Here is a 22,097-nt window from a genome sequence, read left to right on the forward strand (position 1 = left end):
CGTGTTTTATGCGTTAAAAAAGGGGACCGAAGTGACGCTGGCTTTCCTTCATGCCTTGCCGCTCGATTCGCGGATGTTTCAGCCGCAGATCGATGCGTTTCGTGAACGGGCGACGATCTACGCCGCCGACTATCCCGGCTTCGGCGGCACGCCGGCCAATCGCGAGCTGAGATTTGAAGACTATGCCCGGGGCGTCCTCGCGGAGTGGGATCGGCTGGGGATCCGCCGGGCGGTAGTCGCTGGCGTCTCGATGGGGGCTCAGCTTGCGCTCTGGATCGCCGCTCATCATCCGGAGCGGATTGAAAAGCTGGTGATCTCCAGCACGCATGCGCTGCCGCCGGCAGCGGAAGAGCGGCAGATGTTCCTTGATCTGGCTCAGGCCGTAGAGACCCACGGTCCGGCGGCGCTGGCGGATCAGCTCATCGGGATGCTTTTTTCCGAGGCGGCACGATCGACGAAGCCGGAGGTGATCGCAAGCGCTCGCCGGATGATCGAGGAGGCGGACGGCGTCGGAGTGGCCACCGCGTTCCGGGCGCTGGCGAACCGACCGGACCCGACCCCCTGGTTTTCCCAGATTCGCGTTCCGACGCTTCTCATCTACGGGGAGTTCGATGGGGCGATTCCGCCGGCCCATATCGAGGCACTGCATCAAGGCATTGCCTCGAGCGAATTGCACCGGCTTCAGACAGGTCACTATCCGAACCTTGAAGCGCCGGAAGCGTACAACGCACGGATCGAACGGTTTGTCTTTAAAAATTAAATGGACTTCTGCGAGAGGGCCCCGGTTTCGGGGCCCTTGCGGGTTGAAAGCCCTAGGGTTGTGTTCCGTTCTTACGGGGGCTGTTTGCCGAGTTTATACGGATTTGTTCGGAATGAAGGACGGCGATGGCACCGGATGGTTTGGTCGGTCGAATGGTCTGCTCGCACCGAAGGTAACGCTCAATATATCAAGGCGTTCCGAAAATATAAAGGGATGGTGAAAAAAATCAATTCGCATTCCCCTTGACTTTCTCGTAAGATCCTTATATCCTAGTATCAGAAAGCGAACACATAGACACAGGGGTTAACTGAGCAAGCGTTGACGGGCTCCATGAACGAGTTCAACGAAGGAGGATGAGACGGTGGCCATTCAGAAAGTGGCTCACGCGCATTTGCGCGTAAGCGACACCGGCAAAGCGCTGGCCTTTTATGAAGAAGTCGTCGGATTGAAAGAAGTTCACAAAAGCGGCGACGTGATTTACCTCGGACTGGGCGCGGATGACAACTATGATTTGGCCATTGCACCTGGCGGGACGGGCGTCGAGCGATTCGCCTTTCAGGTTGACAGTGAAATTGATCTTGAACATTACGCAAAGCGCTTACAGGATCGCGGGGTCAGCGTGTCCGAAGTCAAGACGGATGATCCTGGCGTCACCGGCGGCATCCGTTTTCGGCTGCCGAGCGGGCATACGATGGAGCTCGTCCTCGTTGCGGATCGCCCCACGTACCTGCATCCGGTGTTCACGCACGTGAAGCGGACAAGAGGATTTGCGCCTCTGGATGTCGATCACATCACGTTGCAAGTGCCGGTGCCAAAATTGCGCGAGACGGCGGAGTTTTTGCGGGATGTCTTAGACTTTTATATTTCCGATATCTTTCAACCGGCGCCGGACGTCTGGGGGGCGGTTTGGACGCGCGTAGGAGAGTATCATCATGACATGGCGCTGATCGGGGGAGAGAATCCGAGCGAGACGCTCAACCACTTGGCTTGGCAGATGGACGGGATCGAGCATGTTAAGAAAGCCTTGGATTACCTCGGGCAACATCAGATCGCATTAGAGACAGGCCCGGGGCGTCATGGTGTCGGCGGGAACATTTTTGCTTACTTCTGGGAGCCAGGCGGCAACCGCTTTGAGTTGTCTGCGGAAATGCCGCGGACGGTCGATCGCCAGGCTCCGCCGAAGATCTGGGACAACTTCCCGAAGGCGTTTAGCGCTTGGGGGCAGTTGCCTCCGGAATCGTTTGCGAAAGGTTCGTAAGCAGCGGAACCATCATCATAACGAGGATCATCGCCCGGCGGAGGAGGGAGTCCTAAAAGGCTGGTGAATTAAGTCCACTGGATCGACCATCTTCGCCCGACGAGGTGTGACGTCATAACGAATAGAACCATCAAAAATGCGGCCACTTCCCTTGTGAGCCTTTCGTATGCCGGTTTGAGGCACACGGAACTCCCGGTCTGTGGACGCTTCCGCCCATACCGGCTTAATCGTTTGAGATTCTGCACTACAGCCGTCAGGATGGCTTCCCCAGCATCGCTTCCAAGCCACGGCTTCGAGCACGGCTTAAGCCGTGCTGCGCTTTGCCTTCGGCAAAAAGACGTTCAATGACGACGCGTCGTTTCCGAATGGCTCGGTAATGCGGTTGACCATTCAGGCGACGCACAATGCTTTGCACGAGCACCGCCTTGATCTTGCTCCATCTTTTGCGTGCTTTCTCCGGATCCCGGACGGCTCGGCGCCACCCGGGGAGCGCTTCTTTTTGAAGCGATCGCACGGGAATGAGGGGAACGACGTCCATCTTCAAAAGCCGATCGAGCGTTTCCGGTTCGGCATATCTGCCGTCCCCGGAGGCGCTTTGCTTGCAAAGACAGGGATGCTCACGCCGGATGTCCAGCAGCGCACAGGTGGCGGCCTCTCGTTCCGCAGTGCCCGTGATGATCTTGGCCTGGGTCCGCAAGATGACGGAGGAGCGTGTGTCCACCGAGTGATGAATGAGATCACGCCAATGGGCTTCTTGGCCGGAGCTTTTTCGATAAAGGCGGGCATCCGGATCGGTCATGCTCCGGTGGGTCCGGCTGGAAAACCGCTCCCCCCGAAAATCGCCCGGCTTCTTGGGTGACCTTCCCAACGAAGCCGAAAGGGAGCCGGGGGATGAGCGGAACGAGCCTTTAAGCGATGCACGGATCCACCCCATGGCGCATGGCTTTCTCAAAAATGCCGTGCCTGCGCCAACGTTTCCGCGTTTTGACCCCGGTCGTGCGATCCGGAAGCCTCGGACCCCCGGCCTCCGGGTGAAGCACGGACGCGAAATCGAGCCCTAAGAACCCCAAATCACCGGCGTGCATGGGGAGCATTTGAAAGCGTTCCCGCTCAGAGGGGTTGAAGAGGTAAGCAAGTCAGATGATCCGCATGACGAGTTCCGGATCAACGGCCGGACGTCCGGTGCGTTCCGAATCAAGCGGGGCGACCCACTTATGGATCACCGAGAAATCCAAGACGCGATCGATTTGGCGAAGGATGTGATTTTGTGGCACGAGGGCTTCCCAATCAATGTGCTGAAACCATTTGGGTTGATGGGAAGTCAATCGTCGAGGGGCTCCGTGTCAAAGAAGTGTGATCAGGCGATCAGCTGAGCTAAGGGAATAAAGGCCAAAAGCATCTTCCGGACATACACTTCTCGATTTTTGAAGCCATCACGGATCCGGTTCAGCCGTTTGATCTTCGGGTGCACGCCCTCGGTGTCGCCGTTCGTCGTCCGCCAGGGGGGATCGGCAAGGATTTCGTTCTTCCTTCCGGCGCTTAAGCGTTCGGCCCCACGGCACGAGCACCAAGTCGCCGGCCCCCTCTGCCTCAAAACGGATCCGGTCCACAATCGCCTTGGCTTCCTCCAGGAATGGCCCGGCAGAGGGCTCGCAGCTCTTCCTTGACCCGGTGAAACTGCGCCCCGTTCCGGAGCCCGGCGGATCGCGGCCGGCGCTTTCGCCTGACGCTCGACGAGGTCTGCTTCGTTTTGGCGAAGCGGCCGGCGGGGAAGACGGTGGCCGGTGCGTATTTCCACCCGCCGGGCCTCATCCATCCGCCGGGCCTCATCCATCCGCCGGCCCCCATCCTGAAGACCGTGAAACAGATCGGCCACCCCGCGCGCTTCCGGAAGGACCCGCTGAATCCGCTTCTTCCCGCTTTCCCTGAGGTCGATCGTCACCGCCCGGATCGTTTTCCGGACGGATTCCGGAAGGCGCTTCAAAAAGGCTGCCGGCGTCTTCAGCCGATCGCCCGGCAAAAGGAAGGAAGCCGCTTCTCGGGCCAGACGCCGGTCACCGTGAACCCCGGCCCGTCCGCGAAAGCGGGGTTCGTCGATGCTTAAGACGACCTCCTCAAGCTCCGCAAGGCGCGTCTCGATGCTCGGCGGAAACGAACGCCCCGAAGCAAAAGGCGCCGAATCGCCCCGGGGATTTGCTTGCCTCTTCGGCCACGCGGCGGGGGCGAGGTCCCGCAGGCGGCCGAAAAGCACGGCCATCGCCCGATTCGTCATCCGGGCTCAGGGCTGGATGCCGGGGAAGGTCTGCGTAAACCCCTTCCGGCAGAAGGCAACGGAACCGCCGCGGCCGAATCCGGAGAGAGACCGGCCTTTGATCCACCCCCGTGTGCCGTTTACGCCGCCGCTTTGACGAACGGCGGTGAACGTAAGCGGCGGATGGCCCGGCCATGGGAGCAGCGCGCTTCCGGCCATGGGGGCAGCGCGCATCCTTTTTCGGCCGCCCGGCATAAACGTCGACGCTCTGCTCATCTTGCTCAAGGCGATCGATGATCCGGCCTTGAAAACCGAGCGCGTGTCCATAGACTGTTTCATAGGCGGTCGGAGCCTCCTTGGGATGGGGTGGGGGAACGATCTCGTGAGCGCTCTGACCGCCTTTTTCCTGCTTAGACAACCGCACTTTTTAGCTTAGAGCCTTTTAAATCTTGACAAATAAAGACGCCCATGGTATGCTGGGAACAACTAAGATTTTAGTATTTTAACGAAGGTTGTCGGGGGCGTCGCAGATCGCAAAATCGGTTAAAAGGGGGATGCGGATGCAAAAGACAGTCAGCATTTGGTTCGAGCTCGTCGGCGTTCCTTTGCAGCAGTATTACGTCGACGTGCAGGGGATCCGAACCCGCGTTCTGGAAGCCGGAGAAGGCGAGGCGCTCATCCTTATCCACGGGACGGGGGGGCATCTGGAGGCCTATGCCCGCAACATCCGGGGTCTGGCCGAACATTTTCGCGTGATCACCTACGATATGGTCGGTCATGGCTTGAGCGACAAACCGGATCGGCCGTATACGATCGATTACTTGAGCGATCATTTGATCGGTCTGGCCAAGGCCCTGGGGTTAGAAAAGTTTCATGTCTCCGGCGAGTCCCTCGGCGGCTGGGTGGCCGCCTGGACTGCGGCGCATCATCCGGAATGGGTGGGGCGGGTCATCTTGAACACGCCGGGCAACATCACGAACAAGCCGGACGTCATGCAGCGGGTGAAGGAATCGACGATCCGCGCGGTGACGGAAGCGTCGTATGAAAACGTTCGCTCGAGACTGGAGTGGTTGTTTTACGATAAGTCATTCGTGACGGACGAGCTCGTCCACATCCGCTATGGGATCTACACCCGGCCGGAAATGAAGAAAGCCGTCTATCACATCGTCAGCGTCCAGGACTGGGAAATTCGGAAGCATTACGCCTGGGATCCTTCGTGGGTGGGGAAGATTCAGAGCCCGACGCTCATCCTCTGGACGGACCACGATCCGACCGGCACGGTCGAGGAGGCCGAACTGCTCCATCGCTGGATTCCGCATAGCAGGCTGCACGTCATCGAAGGGGCCGGCCATTGGCCGCAATGGGAAAAACCGGAGGAATTCAACCAGGTGCATGTCGATTTCATTCGCGGCCGGCTCGACTGAAGTCCTCAATGGTATGAGAAAGACGATCGAGGGGGAATCCGCCATGGGCGCCCGCAAAGGCATCGACTACATTCAACGGCTCAAGGAACATCCGCCGGAGACGTGGATCGGCAAGGAAAAGGTGACGGATCCGACCGCGCATCCGCTCATCCGGCCGGCGGTGGAGGCGACGGCCCGCCTCTACGACGTGCAGTGGGCGGAGGAGCACGCCTCCTACATGCTCCACCGGTCTCCGGATACCGGAGGGCTCGTCGGGACGTCGTTTCTCGTTCCGCGCTCGAAGGAAGATCTTTACAAGCGGCGCCTGCAGTCGCTCATCTGGGCGCAGCAGACGTTCGGGTTGATGGGCCGCTCGCCGGATTTTCTCAACGCCATGCTCACGGCATGGTACATCAACCGCGATTTCTTCGGCCCGTACGCCGAGAACGTGAAAAAGTACTACGAATATGTCCGCGACAACGACCTTTTTCTGACGCACGTGCTCATCGATCCGCAGGTGGATCGGAGCAAGCCGCCGTCGGAGCAGCCGGATGAGTACACATATCTCGGCGTGGTCCGCGAGACGGACGGCGGGATCATCGTCCGCGGCGCCAAGATGCTGGCAACGTCCGGTCCTTATGCGGACGAGGTGCTCGTCTGGCCGTTTCACCTGCGTAAGCCGACGGAGAAAGATTACAAATACGCCATTTCGTTCGCCGTGCCGCTGGATACGCCGGGGTTGAGGCTGATCGCTCGGGAACCGTACACGCGTTCGTCGACCCTCGATCACCCCCTGGCGGCGCGCTTCGACGAACTCGATGCGGTGGCCGTCTTTGACGACGTGTTCGTGCCGTGGGAGCGCGTGTTCATCTATCAGGATGTGGAGCGCGTGAACACCATCTGGAAGGTCAACTCCAACGCGTTTACCGGCCACCAGACGTCGATCCGACTGCTCGTCAAGCTCCAGTTTTTGGCCGGCCTGCTCATGAAGGGGACGGAAATGGTGCAGACAAATCAGTTCCCGCATGTGCAGGACATGATCGGCGAGGTGACGACGTACATCGAGCTTGTGCGGGCGGCGATCATCGCTTCGGAGGCGACGGCCGAACCGAACGCCGACGGGATTTACATGCCGAACGTCGTGCCGCTCTATGCCGTGCGCAATTCGGGCAACCGCTGGTATCCGCGGGTGATTGAGATCATGCACCTCGTCTTTGCCGGCGGGCTGATGTATCAGCCTTCGAGCTTCGACGTCTTCGACAGCCCGATCGCCGACGATATTCGGAAGTATTACCGGGGAGCGACGGTGAGCGCCGAAGAGAAGATTCGCCTCTTCAAACTCGCGCAGGACCTGGCCATTTCCGACTTCGGCTCCCGGCATGTCCTGTATGAACGGTTCTACGCCGGAGATCCCATGTTCCTGAGGATTCAGACGCAGTACAGCGCTTATGACAAACGGGAAGCGCTGGCGCTGGTCGAGCGGGCGCTGGCCCTGTATAGGGAGGAAGAAGCCGCAAAAGCGGAGAAACCCGAGGCCAAGGAAATGAAAATCTGAGGGGGAACCGTCGTGCGGTTAAAGGAGAAAAAGGCGCTGGTGACGGCCTCAAGCTCCGGGATCGGGCAGGCGATCGCCCGAACGCTGGCCGAGGAGGGGGCAGACGTTTTTTTAAGCGGAATCGAGAAGGATCTTCTACCGCAAACGGCTGAAGCCATCGCTCGTGCCACGGGGCGTTCGGTGGCGTTTGCGCTGGCCGACTTTACGTCGCCGGCGTCGATCGACGCCTTGGCCGAACAGGCGCTGCAAACATTCGGTCGGATCGACATTTTGGTTTACAACACGGGCGGGCCTCGGCCCGGCACGTTCTTGGAGCTTTCCGAAGCCGACTGGGAGAAGGCCTACCGGCTGGTGCTCGACGCCGCCATTCGGCTCACGCGCCGCGTTCTCCCGGGGATGATCGAGCGACGTTTCGGGCGGCTCATCTATATGACGTCATCATCGGTTATCCGGCCGCTTCCGGAGCTGCACCTGTCCAACGTGATGCGCGCCGGCGTCAAAGCGCTGGCCGAATCGCTCGCCGTGGAAATGGCGCCGTACGGCATCACGACGCACGTCGTCGCGCCGGCGCACATCGATACGGCGCGCAGCCGGGCCATCGCCGAGGCGCGGGCCAAGGCGCGGGGCCTTTCGGTCGAGGCGGTGCTCGAGCATGATCTCCGCGGGATTCCGGCCGGCCGCTTCGGTCGCCCGGAAGACGTCGCGCGGCTGGTCGCCTTTCTGGCCTCGGAGGAGTCGGCGTTCATGACGGGTGGGACGCACGTCGTCGACGGCGGGTTTACGCTGGTTACGCCGCTTCATCTGCTGGGTTAAGCGATGCTTCGGGAAAAGGGCGCGTTGTTGAAATGCGGCGCCCGGTGAGCGGTGTCCGATGAGCAAGGAGAGGTGGTGCCGGTGGACGGGGCCGGAAAAACGGCTCGTGACGGGAAGCAGGCGCCCGCCGAGCGCGAGGCGAAACTGGCCGCTTTCATGGCTCAGTTAAAAAAGCTCAAAAATCGCGACCGGCAGGATATCGGCGCCGAGGGGCTGGTCGTCCATTCGGAAGACGCGATCTGGCTCGATGCGTCGGTCACCGGCAATCCGAGCGAGATCGGCGTTCTCCTCGACATTCCGGCGCGGACGATGGAGTTTTATCTGCAGCGGATTCCGGTCGGCGCGGCGACCGACCTTCAGCGGCATGTTCACGAATCGGTCCATTTCGTGCTCGAGGGCGAGGGGTATTCGGAGATCGGGGAGCAGGTCGTGCGCTGGAAGAAGGGCGATTTTGTTTACACGCCGCCCTGGATCTGGCACCGCCATTACAACACAGGAACGGTGACCGTTGAAATGCTGCTCATTGAAAATTCGCGGTTGCTGGAGGCGCTGGACGCCAATCGACGGGAAAGCGCCGGACTCATCGACTACCGGACGTGGGCCAAGCAAAAAAGGGAAGAAGAAGAGGGGGGACGGCGATGATCCTCCGCTTGGGCTATGCTGAGCTGTACGTCACGGATCTGGAGCGCGCGCGGGCGTTTTACGTCGAGGTGCTCGGATTTATCGAAGCGGAGCGGACGGAGAATCGCCTGTATTTGCGCGGGGTTGAGGAATTCGACCGCTACTCGCTGATCCTGACGCGCCGCGACACCCCCGGGCTCGGCCATTTCGGGCTGCGGGTGGCGAGCCCGGAGGCGCTTTCAACGCTGGAAAAACTCCATGCCGCCCTCGGCGTGCCGCTGCGCCGCGTGCCCGAAGGGACGTTGCCGGGCATGGGAGAAGCGCTTTGGGTGCGGGAACCGAACGGGCATCCGGTGGCGTTTTATCACGAGATGGATCAGGTGCATTCTTTTAGCATCGCGTCCTCCGAAGACGCGCTCCCGATGCGCCGGACGCATCTTTTCCGCGGGATTCCGCCGCTTCGGATCGATCACATGAACTTGCGCGTCGCCGACGTCGATGCGGCGCTTCAGTACTGGCGGGACCGGCTCGCGTTCAGCGTGTCGGAATACGTGGTCAAAGACGGCGCGACGTTTGCCGCGTGGACGCGCCGGGCGCCCGGGACGCACGATGTGGCGCTGGTCCGGGCGAAGGGCCCCGCGCTTCATCACGTCGCGTACCTCGTCCAAGGGCCGCAGGAGATCATCCGCACGGCGGATCTTTTGGCCGATGCGGGGTACCAGGCGTCGATCGAGTTCGGGCCGGGGCGGCACGGGCTGTCGAACGCGCTTTTCCTCTACATCCGCGATCCCGACGGGAACCGCATCGAGATCTACGCCAATGACTACCCGCGGGATCTGGATCGCCCGCCGATTCGCTGGACGTGGGAGGAGTACGACCGCCGCGGTCGATTGTGGTGGGGTCCGGAATATCCGGCGCGCTTTTTGGAGACCCAGCCGGTGAACGACCGCTGGCCGGGGTAAAAGGGAAACGAAGCGTTAGGGGAACCGCATCGTTCAGGGGGTGAGCGGTGTGTCGCAGGCGATCGATCAGCGAGAGTTTCGGAACTGTCTTGGCCGTTTTGCCACCGGGGTGACGGTGGTGACCTACCGGGGGGAAGACGGCGGACGGTACGGCATCACGATGAACTCTTTTACGTCCGTGTCGCTGGATCCGCCGCTCATCCTTGTAGCGATCGATCGGCGGACGAAAGCTTACGGAAAGCTCCCCGGACGGCCTTTTGCGGTGAACATCCTGTCCTCCGATCAGGAGGATCTGGCCTATCATTTTGCCGGGAAGCCCCGGGAAGGCCTCGACATTCCCTGGGTCGAAGGGGCGCTCGCGCCCCGATTGGGCGGTGTGCTGGCGACGATCGTCTGCACGCCGTGGCAGACGTACGACGGTGGCGACCATGTGCTCTACCTCGGGGAGGTTCAGGAATTTCAGTATCGGGACGGGGACCCGCTCGTCTTCTACCGCGGGAAGATGACGTCGCTTTCTCTCGATGAATCATCTTCAGCTTCCGCATTCCCATCGAAGCGTTAAATGCCGTCCGATCGCCGAACGGTTGGTGCCCGCTCAGCGCTTGCGGCGGGCGCTTCTTTGGCCTCATGAATTCGAATATTTACGGTATTCCATGATCTGGAGAAGGGGGATGATTTTCATGAGCCCGTTCATGAGCGCGCGGAGGAAGGCGTCCGGTCGCGTTTTGCCTTGGCTTTTTCTGGCGTATGTCGTGGCGTTTCTGGATCGGACGAACATCAACTATGCCGCCCTGACGATGAACGAGGAGCTGGGCTTTACGGCGGAGATCTTCGGCCTTGGCGCCGGGTTGTTTGCGATCGGATACTGGCTTTTGGAAATTCCCGGCGCCATCCTGGCGGAACGATGGAACGCGAAGCTGTGGATCGTCCGGATCATGATCACGTGGGGCATCGTGGGGATGTTGTTCGCTTTTGTGCAGGCCCCCTGGCAGTTTTACTTGCTTCGGTTTTTGCTCGGCTTGGCGGAAGCGGGTTTTGTCCCGGCCGCCCTCGTCATGCTCGGCCACTGGTTTCCCGAGCGGGACCGGGCCCAGGCGGTGAGCTGGTTCTACATCGGCCTTCCCGTTTCACAGGTGATCGGCGGGCCGCTGGCGTCGTGGTTGCTGGGGGTGAAGTGGCTGGGGCTGTCCGGATGGAAATGGCTGTTCATCGTGGAAGGGGCGATGGCGGTGGTTCTCGGGCTCCTCATGCTCCTGTTCTTAACGAACCGTCCGGAAGACGCCCGTTGGCTCAGCGAAGAGGAGAAGCGCGCCCTTCGCGAACAGCTGGAGGCGGAACGCCGCGCGAAGGCGGGCGCCGGGCATGGCAGCTGGGCGCTGGCGCTCCGCGATTCGATCGTCTGGCGCGTGGCGATCAGCATGTTTTTGCTCGGTATCGGCTTCTACGGCTTTAACTACTTCGTGGCGTCCATCACCAAGCAGATTTCGGGGTTGACGAACGCTTCGGTCGGCTGGCTCCTGGTGATCCCGTTCTCGCTGGCGGCGATCACGATGTATCTGAACGGCCGTCATTCGGATGCGACCGGGGAGCGGCGCTGGCACACCGTCCTGTCGTGGTTCGTCGGCGGACTCGGCCTGCTTCTTTTGGCTTACGGCCCGCATCATCATCCCGCATGGCTCCTCGTGTGGCTGTCCATCGCCGCCGTCGGCCTCAATGCGTACTTTGGGGCGTTCTGGGCCATCCCGCAGACGTTCCTGTCGGGCGTGGTCGCGGCGAGCGGGATCGGACTCATCAACATGATCGGCAACATCGGGGGATTTGTCGGTCCGTATGTGACCGGGGCGATTCGCGATCGGGCCGGGTCGTTTGATTTGGCCATCTTGCTCTGGGTGATCGCCCTTGTCCTCGCCGCAGCGCTCATTCTTTCGTTGCCGAAGGAAAAATCGGTGCCGAAGGAAAAGTCTTCGACGAAGGAAAAATCTTCGACGGCGGAAACCAAATCATAAAACGATGAACGAACCGACCCCGCCTGCATGGCGCGGGCGGGGTCGGTTGTTGGCGCTATATTTTGATGGCGCTTATTTATGGAAGCTTGATGGACGGCCCGGAAGTCCGTAACGATTTCGACGGCGTTTTTCAGTCCACGAAGCTTCCGCGGAAAACGGGGCGTTCGCCGATCGGCGTGCCGAAGACGGCGACGAGGCGGGCTGCGCCGTTTGTGCCGCGGGCAGGGGCGGTGGACGCGGAGGGGCCGGCAGCCGAGGCGTCCGGGCCGGTGGCGGACGCCTTTTCCTCGGCGCCTTCCGGCGCCGGTTCGATGTCGAGTTCGGCGGCCTCGCCGGCGAGGACGACGAGCGCCGAACCGGCCGGGACCTCCAGCACGCGCCCGTCTTCCGCACCGCCGCGGAGCTGAACCCGGAGGCGGCCGGCCAGCGGATAGACCAATCCCTGATCTCCGTTCGGAATCTCCATCCGGTACCGGCCGTCGGAGGCGAGGGTGACGTCTTCATAGCGCATCGGACGGAGGATTTCGATCGGCGAGCCGCTTCCGACGATCGTCTTCACGGTGACGCCGCCTTGGGCATGAACCGGAAACGCTTCGGGCGGCACGTCTTGATAGCCCGGCGGAATGCCTTTTTCGCTTCGCGGCAGGTTGATCCACAGCTGCAGCCCCTCGTTGACGCCGTCCGTTCCCGGCATCTCCGAGTGCCAGATGCCCGAACCCGCCGTGATGCGCTGGGCGCCGCCGGCGAAGATCACGCCCTCGTGACCGGCGTCGTCGGCGTGCCGGAAGGCGCCTTCGAGCATATAGGTGATGATTTCAAAACCGCGATGCGGGTGCGGCGGGAAGCCGGCCGGCGGGCTGACCGCAAAATGGTCCAAAAGCAAAAAGGGATCCAAAAAGAACAGGGTCCGCGTCGGCATGAGCCGCCGCACCTGGGCGCCTTCGCCGTCCGTCGTCGGCGAGAGGGGAAGCACCTTCGCCATCCTGCCACCACTCCTTATCAAAGGCTATCGCTCAAATGCCACTAACATATGCCCCTAAAACGCCACCGCGAGCAGGCTCAGGCTGCCGTACTGGTAGTCCCGATACAGCACTTCGGGCGTCTGATCCGGCAGGCCGGCGCCCAGGGCGATCCAGTACGGCGCCAGGTGTTCCGGCGTCGGCACCGCCCGGAGGGCATGCGGCGCGGTCCGGCGGTAGTCGAACAGGGCCGCCACATCCCGCCGTATCGTCTTTTCGAGCAGCCAGTCGTCAAAGGCGACGGCCCACGCTTCCGCTTCCTCCGCCTCCGTCCAGCGAAGCGACATGAGATTGTGCACCGTGCCGCCGCTCCCGATGAGGAGCACGCCTTCCCGGCGCAGCGGGCGGAGCGCTTCGCCGATACGAAACAACTGTTCGGGCGCATACCCCGGCACGACCGACGCCTGAACGACCGGCACGTCCGCCGCCGGAAAAAGGCGTCGGAGGACGACCCAGGCGCCGTGATCGAGCCCCCGGGCCGGATCGACGGAAACCGGAAAGCCGGCCGCCGCGAGGCTCGTCCGGACGCGCTCGGCGACGGCCTTCGAGCCGCGGGCGGGGTAGGTCACTTCATACAGCGCTTCCGGAAAGCCGTAAAAATCGTGGATCGTCTCGTAGGGGCCGTCCGTCATGGACACCGCCGGATGGCGCGTCGTCCAGTGGGCGGTGAACACGACGACGGCCCGCGGTTTTTGGGCCGCGTCCCGCCACGACGCGCCGAGGCGGGTCAAAAACGCCGCATACGCATCGTCTTCGATCGCCAGCATCGGCGATCCGTGGGCGATAAAAAGCGCCGGCGCGTTCACCGGCAGACCTCCTTTTGTTGTTTATTTTAGGTCAAGCGATGAGCGGGCATGCATCGGCACCTGCGGTGCCTGAGCCCCGGACGCGCCGGCAGCGCTTGGAGGTCAAACCTCAGCCGCCGATCGAAACGCGGTAGGCGCCGGGGCCGGTCAAAAAGCCGATGACGAGGGCGATGACCGCCAGGATCAGCACATATTCGTAGCCATTATTGGTGATGAAAAGCCCGTGTTTCACGTGCACCGTAAAAAGGGCGACGATCATCACCGCTGCGATCAAAAGCGCGGCGATCGGCGTCCAGAGGCCGAGCGCAAACAAAAGCCCGCCAAAAAATTCGCTGCCGCCCGCCAGAGCGGCCCACAGCCGGCCGGGGCGAAATCCGAGGGACTCCAGCCATCCGCCGACGCCGCCGAGCCCGTGACCGCCGAACCATCCGAACAGCTTCTGGGCGCCGTGGGCGGCGACGATGAGGCCGACGAAGAGGCGAATGATGAGAAGCCCCGCGTCCACATCGAGCTGGAAAACCATCCTTTCGACCTCCTTTGCCTCCATGAAGCGAGATGGGATCGCTCATGATCTAACGAAACGGTAGCAGATAAAGAATATATAGCTCTATGGCTTTACCTTATCGTAAATCACGCGCGCTGTCAAGATCTTGGTGGGGTCCAAGGTTTCCTCCCGGGAGGCGATCCGGGAGCGGTCTCGCAGCTCTTCCTTGCCCCCGTGAAACTGCACCCCGTTCCGGAGCCCGGAGGGTCGCGGCTGGCGCTTTCGTCGGACGCTCGGTGAGGTCTGCTTCGTTTTTGCGCGGCACCGCCGCGGCCGAATCCGGAGAGAGACCGGCTTTTGCTCCACCCCCGTGTGCCGTTTCCGCCGCCCCTTTGACGAACGGTGGTGAACGTAGGCGGCGGATGACCCGGCCATGGGGACAGCGCGCTTCCTTTTTCGGCCGCCCGGCAACCCCATCGACGCTCTGCTCATTTTGCTCCAGGCGATCGATGATCCGGTCTTGAAGACCGAGCGCGTGTCCATAGGCGGTTTCACAGGCGGTTGGAGCCTTCCTGCGATGGGGTGTGGGGACGATCCCATGAGCGCTCGGGCCGCCTTTTTCCTGCTTGAGCAACCCCACTGTTGAGCTTAGAGCCAGAGTACACTTGACGGATGCCATCGATGAACGTATAATCAAGCTGCTACCTTACGTAACAAGGTAGCAAATTTTTGGCTCACCGACCTTGTAATGCAATTTACTGGAGGAAGAAGGAGATTGCGTGGTGAACGAGCGTGGCGTCGAAAAGCAAAAGCCAGTTGTTGAAGGGTGTGTTGGAAGGGTGCGTTTTGGCGGTGATGCGGCAGGAAGAGATATACGGGTATGAATTGAGCGCCCGGTTGTCCGAATATGGGCTGAACTTTGTCAGCGAGGGCAGCATCTACCCGGTACTTTTGCGGCTGCAAAAAGAAAATCTGATCGTCGGAAAGCTGAAAGAATCGCCCAACGGCCCGCCGAGGAAGTATTACCGTTTGACGGAAGAAGGGCATCGGGCGTTGGATGGGTTTCGCCGTGAGTGGACGGAGCTGAAGACGGCCGTCGATCGCATTTTGCAGCTAGGAGAGGATGGACGATGAATCAAGAAACCCGCCGCATGACGGTGGAAGACATGGCGGCACTGAACAATGAACGGCGCCTGCAGTTGAACGAGGAAAACCGCAAGTACTATGAAGAGATGCTGGTGTACTTGCGGATGAGTCCCGTCGAACAACGGAAAGTGGAGGAGCTATTGCTGGAGATGCTGGATCATTTGTTGATCGCCCAGCGGGAAGGACGCACGGCACAAGATGTGTTCGGCGACGACCCGGAAAGTTATTGTAAAGAGGTGATTCAGACGTTGGGCAGGCAAAGGCTCTTTCATTTTCCCCGTTTTGCGTTCATTTTCAGCACCGTGCTGTATGTGGGATTTCTCTCGGATGCCTTGTTTCGTTTGACGGTGTATCCGTTGTTGAACCATTTTTATGGCGTGCCCGTTCCGGAAGGATTCAAGGCGGATTGGTTCGTCATGGCCGCCTTGGGGCCGCTTTGGATCGAAGGCATGATGTTTTTCATGCGGAAATCCACGTTTAAAGGGATGGGAGCGAAAATCGGGTGGTTTTTGCTGCTTCCGGTGATCAGCGTGGGCGGTTTTCTTCTCTGGCAATATATCTTCAAAGATGCAGTGCCCATGCTTCCCATTCCGGCTTGGATGAGTTTGGCGATCGGGGCAGCCCTTTGGTCGATTCACCGACTGGTGTTTAAAGGCGTGTTTAAACATGTTGATATTTTTTAGCTCAGCCGCATTCGATGTGGCCGTCCTGTTTGACTTGGGAGTGGAAGGCATCGAGAAACATCACGACGTACACGGGCTGTAACGGCCGGTTTTGCCGCTTCCTGATCGCCGGCAGGAGTTTGTTCGTCCCGTTGGAGATGAGGGCCGGAGAGATCGCCGGGCCGTAGAGGCAAAAACGGTCGTTGCAGGGGGACTGGCTATCCCGTATGTTGACGCCTCGGGCGTACAGGGCGATGATCTGGTCTTCAATGCCGGCGGTATTGGTCTGGTACTGCTTGATGATTTTCGGTTCAAACCGTGTTCATCGCCATCCCCCACGCGTGTGGGGAAGCCCCGCTCAGGACGACCGCGGCGATGGCGTCGAGCGCCATCCCCCACGCGTGTGGGGGAGCATATGCGCCGCCTGCCGTCCTTATGCCTGTGACGCTGATGCTTTGAATCGCTTGTTGAAGCGCTTGGCGGACGTGAGCCGTTTCGGCTACCCCCCGGCGCGCATGGTCTTTACGCGATAGGCGCTGAGCACGGCGTCCAAACGTTCGGCATCCGGCGCTTCAAAGTCGAGAACGACGACATCGATCGACCACTCGGCGGTCAGCTTAAGTCTGCGGGATTCGCGGACGATGATGCGAGCGCCGTCATCGCGGCAGTATCGTTCGAAAGGGCTTTCGGAAGAAGCCGGACAAGGCCTAAATCCGAGTTCGGCCAGATATTCGCGATGCGTGTCCAACGTTATCCCGCGAAATTCGAGGCGAGCCTGCGTCATTGCCACCCCTCCCTCAGATTGCGATCGTGCTTTTCGGGGAGGGGCATCCTCCCCGATCCATGGGGGAAGGCAAAGCGCGTTCGGGTTTTCCGGAAACGGTCGAGTTTCCGTCGGGGTTGAAAGGCGTCTCATGAGGTCTTCCTTGTCCCTTAAGGTGACCGGGTCTCCGAGAACTGCTTGACCCATATCGCGCACGACCGCCCCATTGACTTCTGTGAAAAAATATGATAGCCTCGTGCTGTTCACAACCGTCGTCAACCGCCCGCGGCCGGTCGGCCGGAAAGCGTCCGGCCTCCAAGCATCGCACGGGCGATGCACCGCCTGCGGCGCGTCCTGGCGAAGACGAAGGGGAGTGGGACGGTGTACGCGATCATCGAGACCGGCGGGAAACAGTACCGCGTCGAGCAGGGAACGGTGCTCTTTGTGGAAAAGCTTCCGGCAGAAGTCGGCGAGACGGTCGTCTTCGACAAGGTGCTCTTCGTGGAAAAAGACGGCGAGGTGATGATCGGCGCTCCGTACATCGGCGGCGCCCGCGTCACGGCCAAGGTGGAAAAGCAGGGCCGTGGCAAGAAGATCATCGTTTTTAAGTATAAGCCGAAGAAGAATTACCACAAAAAGCAGGGCCACCGCCAGCCGTACACCCGGGTGCGCATCGAGGCGATTGAGGCGTAACGCCGGTCGGCGTTTCGATCCGGTGATCCGGTGAGCGGGGGATCCGACGGGCCGGCCTACGGAACGCTCCATGCCGCGTCGGGGCGATTGCGGGAACGCCGGTCGGGTGGCCGGCGAGCGAAGTCGATAAGGGTGGTTCGGCGATGATTGAAGTGCGCGTCCGGCGCCGGGACGGGGTGCCGGTGAAGATCGCCGTCGAGGGGCACGCCGGGTATGCCGATCCGGGAGAAGACATCGTCTGCGCCGGCGTATCGGCGATCACCTTCGGCACCGCGAACGCCGTCGTCCGCTTGACCGGTCTCGATCCGGTCAAGGAGATGGGGAAAAGCGGCTCCCTCCACTTTCACCTCCCGGCGCCCGGCGAAGGGGTCCCGTCGGACCGCCTTCGCGATGCGCGGCTCCTCCTCGAAGGGATGCTCATCGCGCTCAAGGCGCTGGCCGCCTCCTATCCGGGCCATGTCGCGGTCGACGACCCGGAGGCGCCGGAGGGTGAGGGGGGCGGGGTCGTCGACCGGGTCGATCGGGGAAGGGCATCGGCGGAAAGACGGGACTCGGGAATAAGCTCGGGATGACCGGACGAGCGGGTCAGGGAACGCAGAAAGGAAGCCGAAGCGGCGCTTAAGTTCACTGAGGGAGGGACGCCCGATGCGGTTTTGCTACGGCATGGATCTTCAGTTCTTCGCCCAGAAAAAGGGCGTCGGCAGCACGAAAAACGGCCGCGACTCGATCGCCAAGCGGCTCGGCGTCAAGCGGAGCGACGGGCAGTTCGTCCTCGCGGGGAACATCCTCGTCCGGCAGCGGGGGACGAAGATCCGCCCGGGGAAAAACGTCGGCCGAGGGAAGGACGATACGCTCTTTGCGCTCATTGACGGCATCGTCCGTTTCGAGCGGGAAGGCCGCGACCGGACGCGGGTCAGCGTCTATCCGCGGGAAGCGGTGGAGGCGGAGCGGGCCGCGACGGTCCAGTGAACGGCGCGATCCGGAGAGGCCGCACTTTCGCCTTCCGCTCGGGCGAAGCCGACGGCCGGACGGGTGACCGGCCGGACATTGCCGGTCGATGAAGCCTGGGGATCGACAAGGCAAAACGACCGCCCACGGGCGGTCGTTTTGCCTTGTCTTCGCAGGGCCACTCCTCCGAAAGGCCGTTGAGGACGGGAATCCGCCGGCCGTTTCGGAAGCATCGGAGCGTCGGTCACCACGGCCAGAGACTTTTCGACGCCGGCGGCGGGGCGTACGGCGCCGGATACGGCGGCACCGACGGCGCGTTCGGAACATGCATCCACGGGAGCAGTCCGAAGACGAGGATCGGGTAGAGGATGAGCGGAAGCGTCGGGTTGAGTCGCCGGATGTCCTCCGGTCCAGGAGGCGGTCCGCCGGGCGTGCCGGCGGTTCCGGGCGCGGAAGCCGGCAATCCGGAAAACCCGGCGAAGGCGTCGGCCGCGGTCTCGCCGGACCGCTCTCCCCGCTCCTCGCCGGCGTTTCCGGCGGGCGGGTGGCCGGCGACCGGAAGAAGGGCCCGGGCGGCGTCGGGGTGGACGATGGGCACATAGGCGATCAGCGGGACGACCATCGATCCGGCTCCTTTCGTTGACGCGGGATGAGCTTTCACGTTCGAGCATCCGGCGCATGGCGGGCGGCGGCTCATGGTAGCCTATGAACGGGCGCCGGCGCCGGATCGCGTCCGGCGGCCGCCGGACGGGCAAACGTTCCGGGTGGAAGAAGAATATTTTGCATGATCCTCGGTGACAGGGCGACGATGACGCCACATCGGGCGGGGAGACGATGGCCATGGAAGAGCACCGTCGGGCCGAGGGGGATGGGGTGGAGGCGGGCGAGGAAACGCTTCGGGCGCAGGCGGCGCTCACCCTTCTCAGCCTCCGGCGTCACTGGACGCTCAATCGGCTTCAGCTTTTGTACGGCGATCTGGCCCTCGGGGAGACGGCGCGCCTCGGCCGGCGGCTTCACGCGATGGCCGAAGAACTGCGCCGGGAACAGCGGCTCATCCACCTCGGCGATCCGATTCTGGCCTACCGCTGCCTCATGGCCGGGGCCGACGGATGGGTGGTCTTCGGGTACGCTGTGCCGGAAGGGGCGCGCCTGCCGGCCGGGTTTGATCCGTCGGTCCGGGCGGCCGTCTTCGCGGGATGGGATACACTGCGCCGTTTGACCCGGGAGGCGGCCGAGGCGGCAGGACCGAACCGTTTTCCCCTCCTCATCGTGCTGGCGATCGATCGGCGGGGAGCGATCGGATATTTTGGGTACGCCGCCTTTGAGCGGATGTCCGAGCTACCGCCGCTGGTCGGCTGGGTGCGTGGCCTCCCGAAGCAGATGCGGCAAGCGCTGGCGGCGCTTTTGCCGTCTTTTCGCCGGGAGGCGGCGACGGAGGGGGAGGTGCGGGAAGTCTTTTTGGAATTTTCTCGGGGAACGGCGGCCGAAGATTTGTACGGTGCCCCGCCGCTCGGCGGCTGGGCGGTCGGCGTCCCGGGCGAGGCCGGCGTCGTCTTTCCGGACGGAGCGCCCGCGGCTCCCGGCGGACCCGTCATCGTCGGTTCCGGCGTGTGGTTGATCGGAGGGAAAGGCGATGTTCGTCGATGAGGCCAAGGTGTTCGTCAAAGGCGGCGACGGAGGGGACGGCGCCGTCGCATTTCGCCGGGAAAAATACGTCCCTTACGGCGGGCCGGCGGGGGGCGACGGCGGGAAGGGGGGCGACGTCGTCTTCGTCGTCGACGAAGGCCTGCGGACGCTCGTCGATTTTCGCTATCAGACGCATTTTAAAGCGCCCCGGGGCGAAAACGGCCGCGGGAAAAACCAGCATGGCCGTTCGGCGGACGCTCTCGTCGTCCCGGTGCCGCCGGGGACGCGGGTGTACGACGACGCGACGGGGGAGCTCCTCGCCGATCTCGTGGAGCCCGGGGCGCGGTTTGTCGTCGCCCGGGGCGGTCGGGGCGGTCGGGGGAACGCCCGTTTTGCCACGCCGACCCACACGGCGCCGCGCTTTGCGGAAAAAGGGGAACCGGGCGAGGCCCGCTGGGTGCGCCTGGAGCTCGCCGTCCTGGCCGACGTCGGGCTCGTCGGCTACCCGAACGTCGGCAAGTCAACGCTCTTAAGCCGTGTCTCCCGGGCCCGGCCGAAGATCGCCGATTACCCGTTTACGACGCTGTCGCCGAACCTCGGCGTCGTCGACCTCGGGGAGGGGCGGAGTTTCGTCTTGGCCGACCTGCCGGGGCTCATCGAAGGGGCCCATGCGGGAAGCGGGCTCGGGCACCGGTTTTTGCGGCACGTGGAGCGGACGCGGCTCATCCTGCACGTCGTCGACGTCGCGGCCGTCGAGGGGCGGGATCCGTACGACGATTACCGAAGCATCCGGGAGGAACTCCGGCGCTACGACCCCCGCCTCGCCGAGCGGCCGGAGATCGTCGTGGCGAACAAGATGGACCTGCCGCAGGCGGCCGAGCGCCTTTCGGCCTTCCGGGAAAAGCTCGGGCCCGACGTGCCGGTCTACCCGATCTCGGCGGCGACGGGAGCGGGCGTGCCGGCGCTCCTCGAGGCGGTCTGGGCGCGGCTTTCTGAGCTTTGGGCCGAGGAAAAGGCGGCGCAGGAGGCCACCCAGCATGCGGATCGAAGCGCGGCCGTCCACCGGCTTCGGGGGCGCCGGCCGGCAAAGGAGGACGGGCCTCCGTTTACGATTCGCAAAGAGGGCGAGATTTTCATCGTCGAAAGCGAGCGCCTCAGGCGGATCATGGCGCGTTACAATTTCGACCAGGACGAGGCGGTGCGGCGGTTTGCCCGTCTCTTAAAAAAGATGGGCGTGGAGGAGGCGCTCCGGGCGGCCGGGGCCGTGGACGGGGACGAGGTGTGGATCGGAGAGATGGCCTTTGAGCTTTCGGACGAGGGCATTTAAGCGTTGCCGGATCGGGCGGGCTTTCCGGAGCCGGGGAGTTTTTCCGAGCTTCGGGCTCTTTCGGGGCGGGCCGGGCTTTCCGAGCGGCGGGCCTTTCCGGAGCAGGAGGCCCGTCTGGGCCGAGGGTCGGGGCGCAAAGGGGTCGAGCGCCGGGGCGCTGTTCTTGGCGGTGCTGTTCGGGGCGGTGGCAGGCGTTCTTTCGCCCCCGATGGCCGAGGGCGAGGCCGCCTTGCCGCCGGGGAAGATCATCGCGGCGCCGGATGAGGCCGCTTTGGCGCCGAAGTCTCCCGCTTTGGCGTCTTTCGTGCCGGAGCTTGCCTTTTCGGGGCCCGAAGGTGCGGAACGGACCGTCTCCTTGCGGCTGTACGCGTCGGAAAAGGCGGCGCTCTGGCTGGACGTTCCGGCAGACTGGCGTCCCCTCGACGCCTGGACGGCGCCGGAAGGGGAGGTGCGCGGAACGGCGGCCTTCTGGGCGCCGTCGGGTCCTGCGCCTTCCGCCGCGGACGGCTGCGTTCGCTGGCTCTTCCAGCTCCTCGTGACGGACGATCTTCAGGGGCGTCTGGAGGCGGCCATGGAGGCGTCGCCGGGGGCCTACGCCGTCTCGCTGCGGCCGACGGCGGTCGCCGGCCGCCCGGGGTGGTCGCTCGAGTACCGGCTTCGGGGCGTCGGGCTGCGGGACGTCGCCGCCGCGGAGCGGTGGGTGGTCCTCCGTCCGGAAGAGCGGGTGCGCCTCGGCCTGCCGCCGGCGGCGGTCGTCCGGCTGGCGGCGTTCCGAGCCGTTCCGCCGGGAGGGGCGCCTGCGGGGAATCCGGCGGACGAGGCGTCGGTCGATCCGGGCGTGTTCCGCCGACTCGTCGAACGCCTCCGGGTCCGGTGAAGCGGACGGCGGTCGGGCCCGGCGCGGCCGGCGGGAGCAGCCGTTGTCGTCTCCGGTCATGGTCTCGCGGTCCTCGAGACCGCGGCGCCCGACCGATCGCGGGCCGTTTGGAATCCG

General features: G+C 62.9%; 23 protein-coding genes and 3 pseudogenes. 17 read left to right on the forward strand and 9 right to left on the reverse strand.

Translation table 11 applies throughout. The features are described from left to right. Nucleotide 1: 1 nt before the first annotated feature. Both SA87_RS01990 and SA87_RS01995 read left to right on the forward strand, forming a co-directional pair. Nucleotides 2-760, forward strand: a complete 759-nt coding sequence (locus SA87_RS01990; RefSeq protein ID WP_066198405.1) for an alpha/beta fold hydrolase — start codon at nucleotides 2-4, stop codon at nucleotides 758-760. 361 nt (nucleotides 761-1,121) lie between these two features. Next, entirely contained in the window at nucleotides 1,122-2,018 is an 897-nt protein-coding gene (locus SA87_RS01995) for a VOC family protein (RefSeq protein ID WP_066198407.1), read from the forward strand. 253 nt (nucleotides 2,019-2,271) lie between these two features. Here SA87_RS01995 and SA87_RS12985 read toward each other — a convergent pair. The 3 genes and pseudogenes from SA87_RS12985 to SA87_RS02005 form a co-directional block, all read right to left on the reverse strand. Continuing rightward, nucleotides 2,272-2,859, reverse strand: a pseudogene (locus SA87_RS12985) (transposase); the annotation flags it as partial. A gap of 70 nt (nucleotides 2,860-2,929) precedes the next feature. After that, nucleotides 2,930-3,343: pseudogene (locus tag SA87_RS14325) on the reverse strand (transposase); the annotation flags it as partial. Between the two features lie 32 nt (nucleotides 3,344-3,375). Then, nucleotides 3,376-4,275 (reverse strand): transposase, encoded by a 900-nt coding sequence (locus tag SA87_RS02005; RefSeq protein WP_066198414.1) that lies wholly within the window; start codon nucleotides 4,273-4,275, stop codon nucleotides 3,376-3,378. A 554-nt stretch (nucleotides 4,276-4,829) separates the two neighbouring features. On the opposite strand from SA87_RS02005, the gene SA87_RS02020 reads away from it, so the two are divergent. The 7 genes from SA87_RS02020 (at nucleotide 4,830) to SA87_RS02050 (ending at nucleotide 11,629) form a co-directional block, all read left to right on the forward strand. Further along, nucleotides 4,830-5,693 carry an alpha/beta fold hydrolase gene (locus tag SA87_RS02020; protein WP_066198427.1) on the forward strand — a complete coding sequence of 288 codons (864 nt, stop codon included), beginning with the start codon at nucleotides 4,830-4,832 and terminating at the stop codon, nucleotides 5,691-5,693. Nucleotides 5,694-5,736: 43 nt separating this feature from the next. Next, complete coding sequence (locus SA87_RS02025) at nucleotides 5,737-7,227, forward strand: 4-hydroxyphenylacetate 3-hydroxylase family protein (RefSeq protein ID WP_066198429.1); 1,491 nt, start codon at nucleotides 5,737-5,739, stop codon at nucleotides 7,225-7,227. Between the two features lie 12 nt (nucleotides 7,228-7,239). Further along, entirely contained in the window at nucleotides 7,240-8,040 is an 801-nt protein-coding gene (locus SA87_RS02030; RefSeq protein ID WP_066198432.1) for an SDR family oxidoreductase, read from the forward strand. Nucleotides 8,041-8,091: 51 nt separating this feature from the next. After that, nucleotides 8,092-8,682: a cupin domain-containing protein gene (locus tag SA87_RS02035; RefSeq protein ID WP_211264135.1), complete on the forward strand. Its 591-nt coding sequence runs from the start codon at nucleotides 8,092-8,094 to the stop codon at nucleotides 8,680-8,682. Further along, complete coding sequence (gene hpaD / locus SA87_RS02040) at nucleotides 8,679-9,623, forward strand: 3,4-dihydroxyphenylacetate 2,3-dioxygenase (RefSeq protein ID WP_066198435.1); 945 nt, start codon at nucleotides 8,679-8,681, stop codon at nucleotides 9,621-9,623. The genes SA87_RS02035 and hpaD overlap by 4 nt, the downstream gene beginning before the upstream one ends. Before the next feature lie 49 nt (nucleotides 9,624-9,672). Then, nucleotides 9,673-10,185 carry a flavin reductase family protein gene (locus SA87_RS02045; protein ID WP_342669820.1) on the forward strand — a complete coding sequence of 171 codons (513 nt, stop codon included), beginning with the start codon at nucleotides 9,673-9,675 and terminating at the stop codon, nucleotides 10,183-10,185. A 130-nt stretch (nucleotides 10,186-10,315) separates the two neighbouring features. Further along, nucleotides 10,316-11,629 carry an MFS transporter gene (locus SA87_RS02050; protein WP_220678508.1) on the forward strand — a complete coding sequence of 438 codons (1,314 nt, stop codon included), beginning with the start codon at nucleotides 10,316-10,318 and terminating at the stop codon, nucleotides 11,627-11,629. A 130-nt stretch (nucleotides 11,630-11,759) separates the two neighbouring features. Here SA87_RS02050 and SA87_RS02055 read toward each other — a convergent pair whose 3' ends face one another. The 3 genes from SA87_RS02055 to SA87_RS02065 form a co-directional block, all read right to left on the reverse strand. Then, nucleotides 11,760-12,611 carry a pirin family protein gene (locus SA87_RS02055; RefSeq protein ID WP_066198441.1) on the reverse strand — a complete coding sequence of 284 codons (852 nt, stop codon included), beginning with the start codon at nucleotides 12,609-12,611 and terminating at the stop codon, nucleotides 11,760-11,762. A gap of 54 nt (nucleotides 12,612-12,665) precedes the next feature. Continuing rightward, nucleotides 12,666-13,454, reverse strand: a complete 789-nt coding sequence (locus tag SA87_RS02060; protein WP_082718494.1) for a DODA-type extradiol aromatic ring-opening family dioxygenase — start codon at nucleotides 13,452-13,454, stop codon at nucleotides 12,666-12,668. Between the two features lie 109 nt (nucleotides 13,455-13,563). Continuing rightward, nucleotides 13,564-13,977: a DoxX family protein gene (locus tag SA87_RS02065; protein WP_066198443.1), complete on the reverse strand. Its 414-nt coding sequence runs from the start codon at nucleotides 13,975-13,977 to the stop codon at nucleotides 13,564-13,566. Nucleotides 13,978-14,793: 816 nt separating this feature from the next. On the opposite strand from SA87_RS02065, the gene SA87_RS02075 reads away from it, so the two are divergent. After that, entirely contained in the window at nucleotides 14,794-15,072 is a 279-nt protein-coding gene (locus SA87_RS02075; protein ID WP_066198594.1) for a PadR family transcriptional regulator, read from the forward strand. Continuing rightward, a complete protein-coding gene (locus SA87_RS02080) occupies nucleotides 15,069-15,767 on the forward strand; it encodes a hypothetical protein (protein ID WP_066198450.1) in 699 nt (232 codons plus the stop codon). Before SA87_RS02075 ends, SA87_RS02080 begins: the two co-directional genes overlap by 4 nt. Before the next feature lie 13 nt (nucleotides 15,768-15,780). On the opposite strand, the pseudogene SA87_RS12485 reads toward SA87_RS02080, so the two are convergent. Beyond that, nucleotides 15,781-16,062, reverse strand: a pseudogene (locus tag SA87_RS12485) (transposase); the annotation flags it as partial. Nucleotides 16,063-16,245: 183 nt separating this feature from the next. After that, a complete protein-coding gene (locus tag SA87_RS02085; protein WP_066198452.1) occupies nucleotides 16,246-16,530 on the reverse strand; it encodes a MoaD-like domain-containing protein in 285 nt (94 codons plus the stop codon). Nucleotides 16,531-16,890: 360 nt separating this feature from the next. On the opposite strand from SA87_RS02085, the gene rplU reads away from it, so the two are divergent. The 3 genes from rplU (at nucleotide 16,891) to rpmA (ending at nucleotide 18,171) form a co-directional block, all read left to right on the forward strand. Beyond that, on the forward strand, nucleotides 16,891-17,202 hold the full coding sequence (gene rplU / locus SA87_RS02090; protein WP_066198455.1) for a 50S ribosomal protein L21: 312 nt from the start codon (nucleotides 16,891-16,893) through the stop codon (nucleotides 17,200-17,202). A gap of 143 nt (nucleotides 17,203-17,345) precedes the next feature. Further along, entirely contained in the window at nucleotides 17,346-17,774 is a 429-nt protein-coding gene (locus SA87_RS02095; RefSeq protein ID WP_066198459.1) for a ribosomal-processing cysteine protease Prp, read from the forward strand. Nucleotides 17,775-17,865: 91 nt separating this feature from the next. Further along, complete coding sequence (gene rpmA, locus SA87_RS02100; RefSeq protein WP_156423663.1) at nucleotides 17,866-18,171, forward strand: 50S ribosomal protein L27; 306 nt, start codon at nucleotides 17,866-17,868, stop codon at nucleotides 18,169-18,171. Nucleotides 18,172-18,394: 223 nt separating this feature from the next. Here the strand turns inward: rpmA and SA87_RS02105 are convergent, their stop codons facing one another. Then, on the reverse strand, nucleotides 18,395-18,772 hold the full coding sequence (locus SA87_RS02105; protein WP_066198464.1) for a hypothetical protein: 378 nt from the start codon (nucleotides 18,770-18,772) through the stop codon (nucleotides 18,395-18,397). A gap of 218 nt (nucleotides 18,773-18,990) precedes the next feature. Between SA87_RS02105 and SA87_RS02110 the strand changes: the two genes are divergently transcribed. The 3 genes from SA87_RS02110 (at nucleotide 18,991) to SA87_RS12995 (ending at nucleotide 21,980) form a co-directional block, all read left to right on the forward strand. Beyond that, the gene (locus SA87_RS02110) at nucleotides 18,991-19,797 is read left to right on the forward strand and encodes a hypothetical protein (protein WP_066198467.1); all 807 of its coding nucleotides are present in this window, start codon (nucleotides 18,991-18,993) and stop codon (nucleotides 19,795-19,797) included. Then, the gene (gene obgE / locus SA87_RS02115) at nucleotides 19,784-21,103 is read left to right on the forward strand and encodes a GTPase ObgE (RefSeq protein WP_066198470.1); all 1,320 of its coding nucleotides are present in this window, start codon (nucleotides 19,784-19,786) and stop codon (nucleotides 21,101-21,103) included. The genes SA87_RS02110 and obgE overlap by 14 nt, the downstream gene beginning before the upstream one ends. Nucleotides 21,104-21,311: 208 nt before the next feature. Further along, complete coding sequence (locus SA87_RS12995; protein ID WP_211264137.1) at nucleotides 21,312-21,980, forward strand: hypothetical protein; 669 nt, start codon at nucleotides 21,312-21,314, stop codon at nucleotides 21,978-21,980. The last annotated feature ends 117 nt before the right edge of the window (nucleotides 21,981-22,097 follow it).

Origin of the sequence: Hydrogenibacillus schlegelii (assembly GCF_001653195.1) — a bacterium.
GTDB lineage: Bacteria > Bacillota > Bacilli > Thermicanales > DSM-22653 > Hydrogenibacillus > Hydrogenibacillus schlegelii.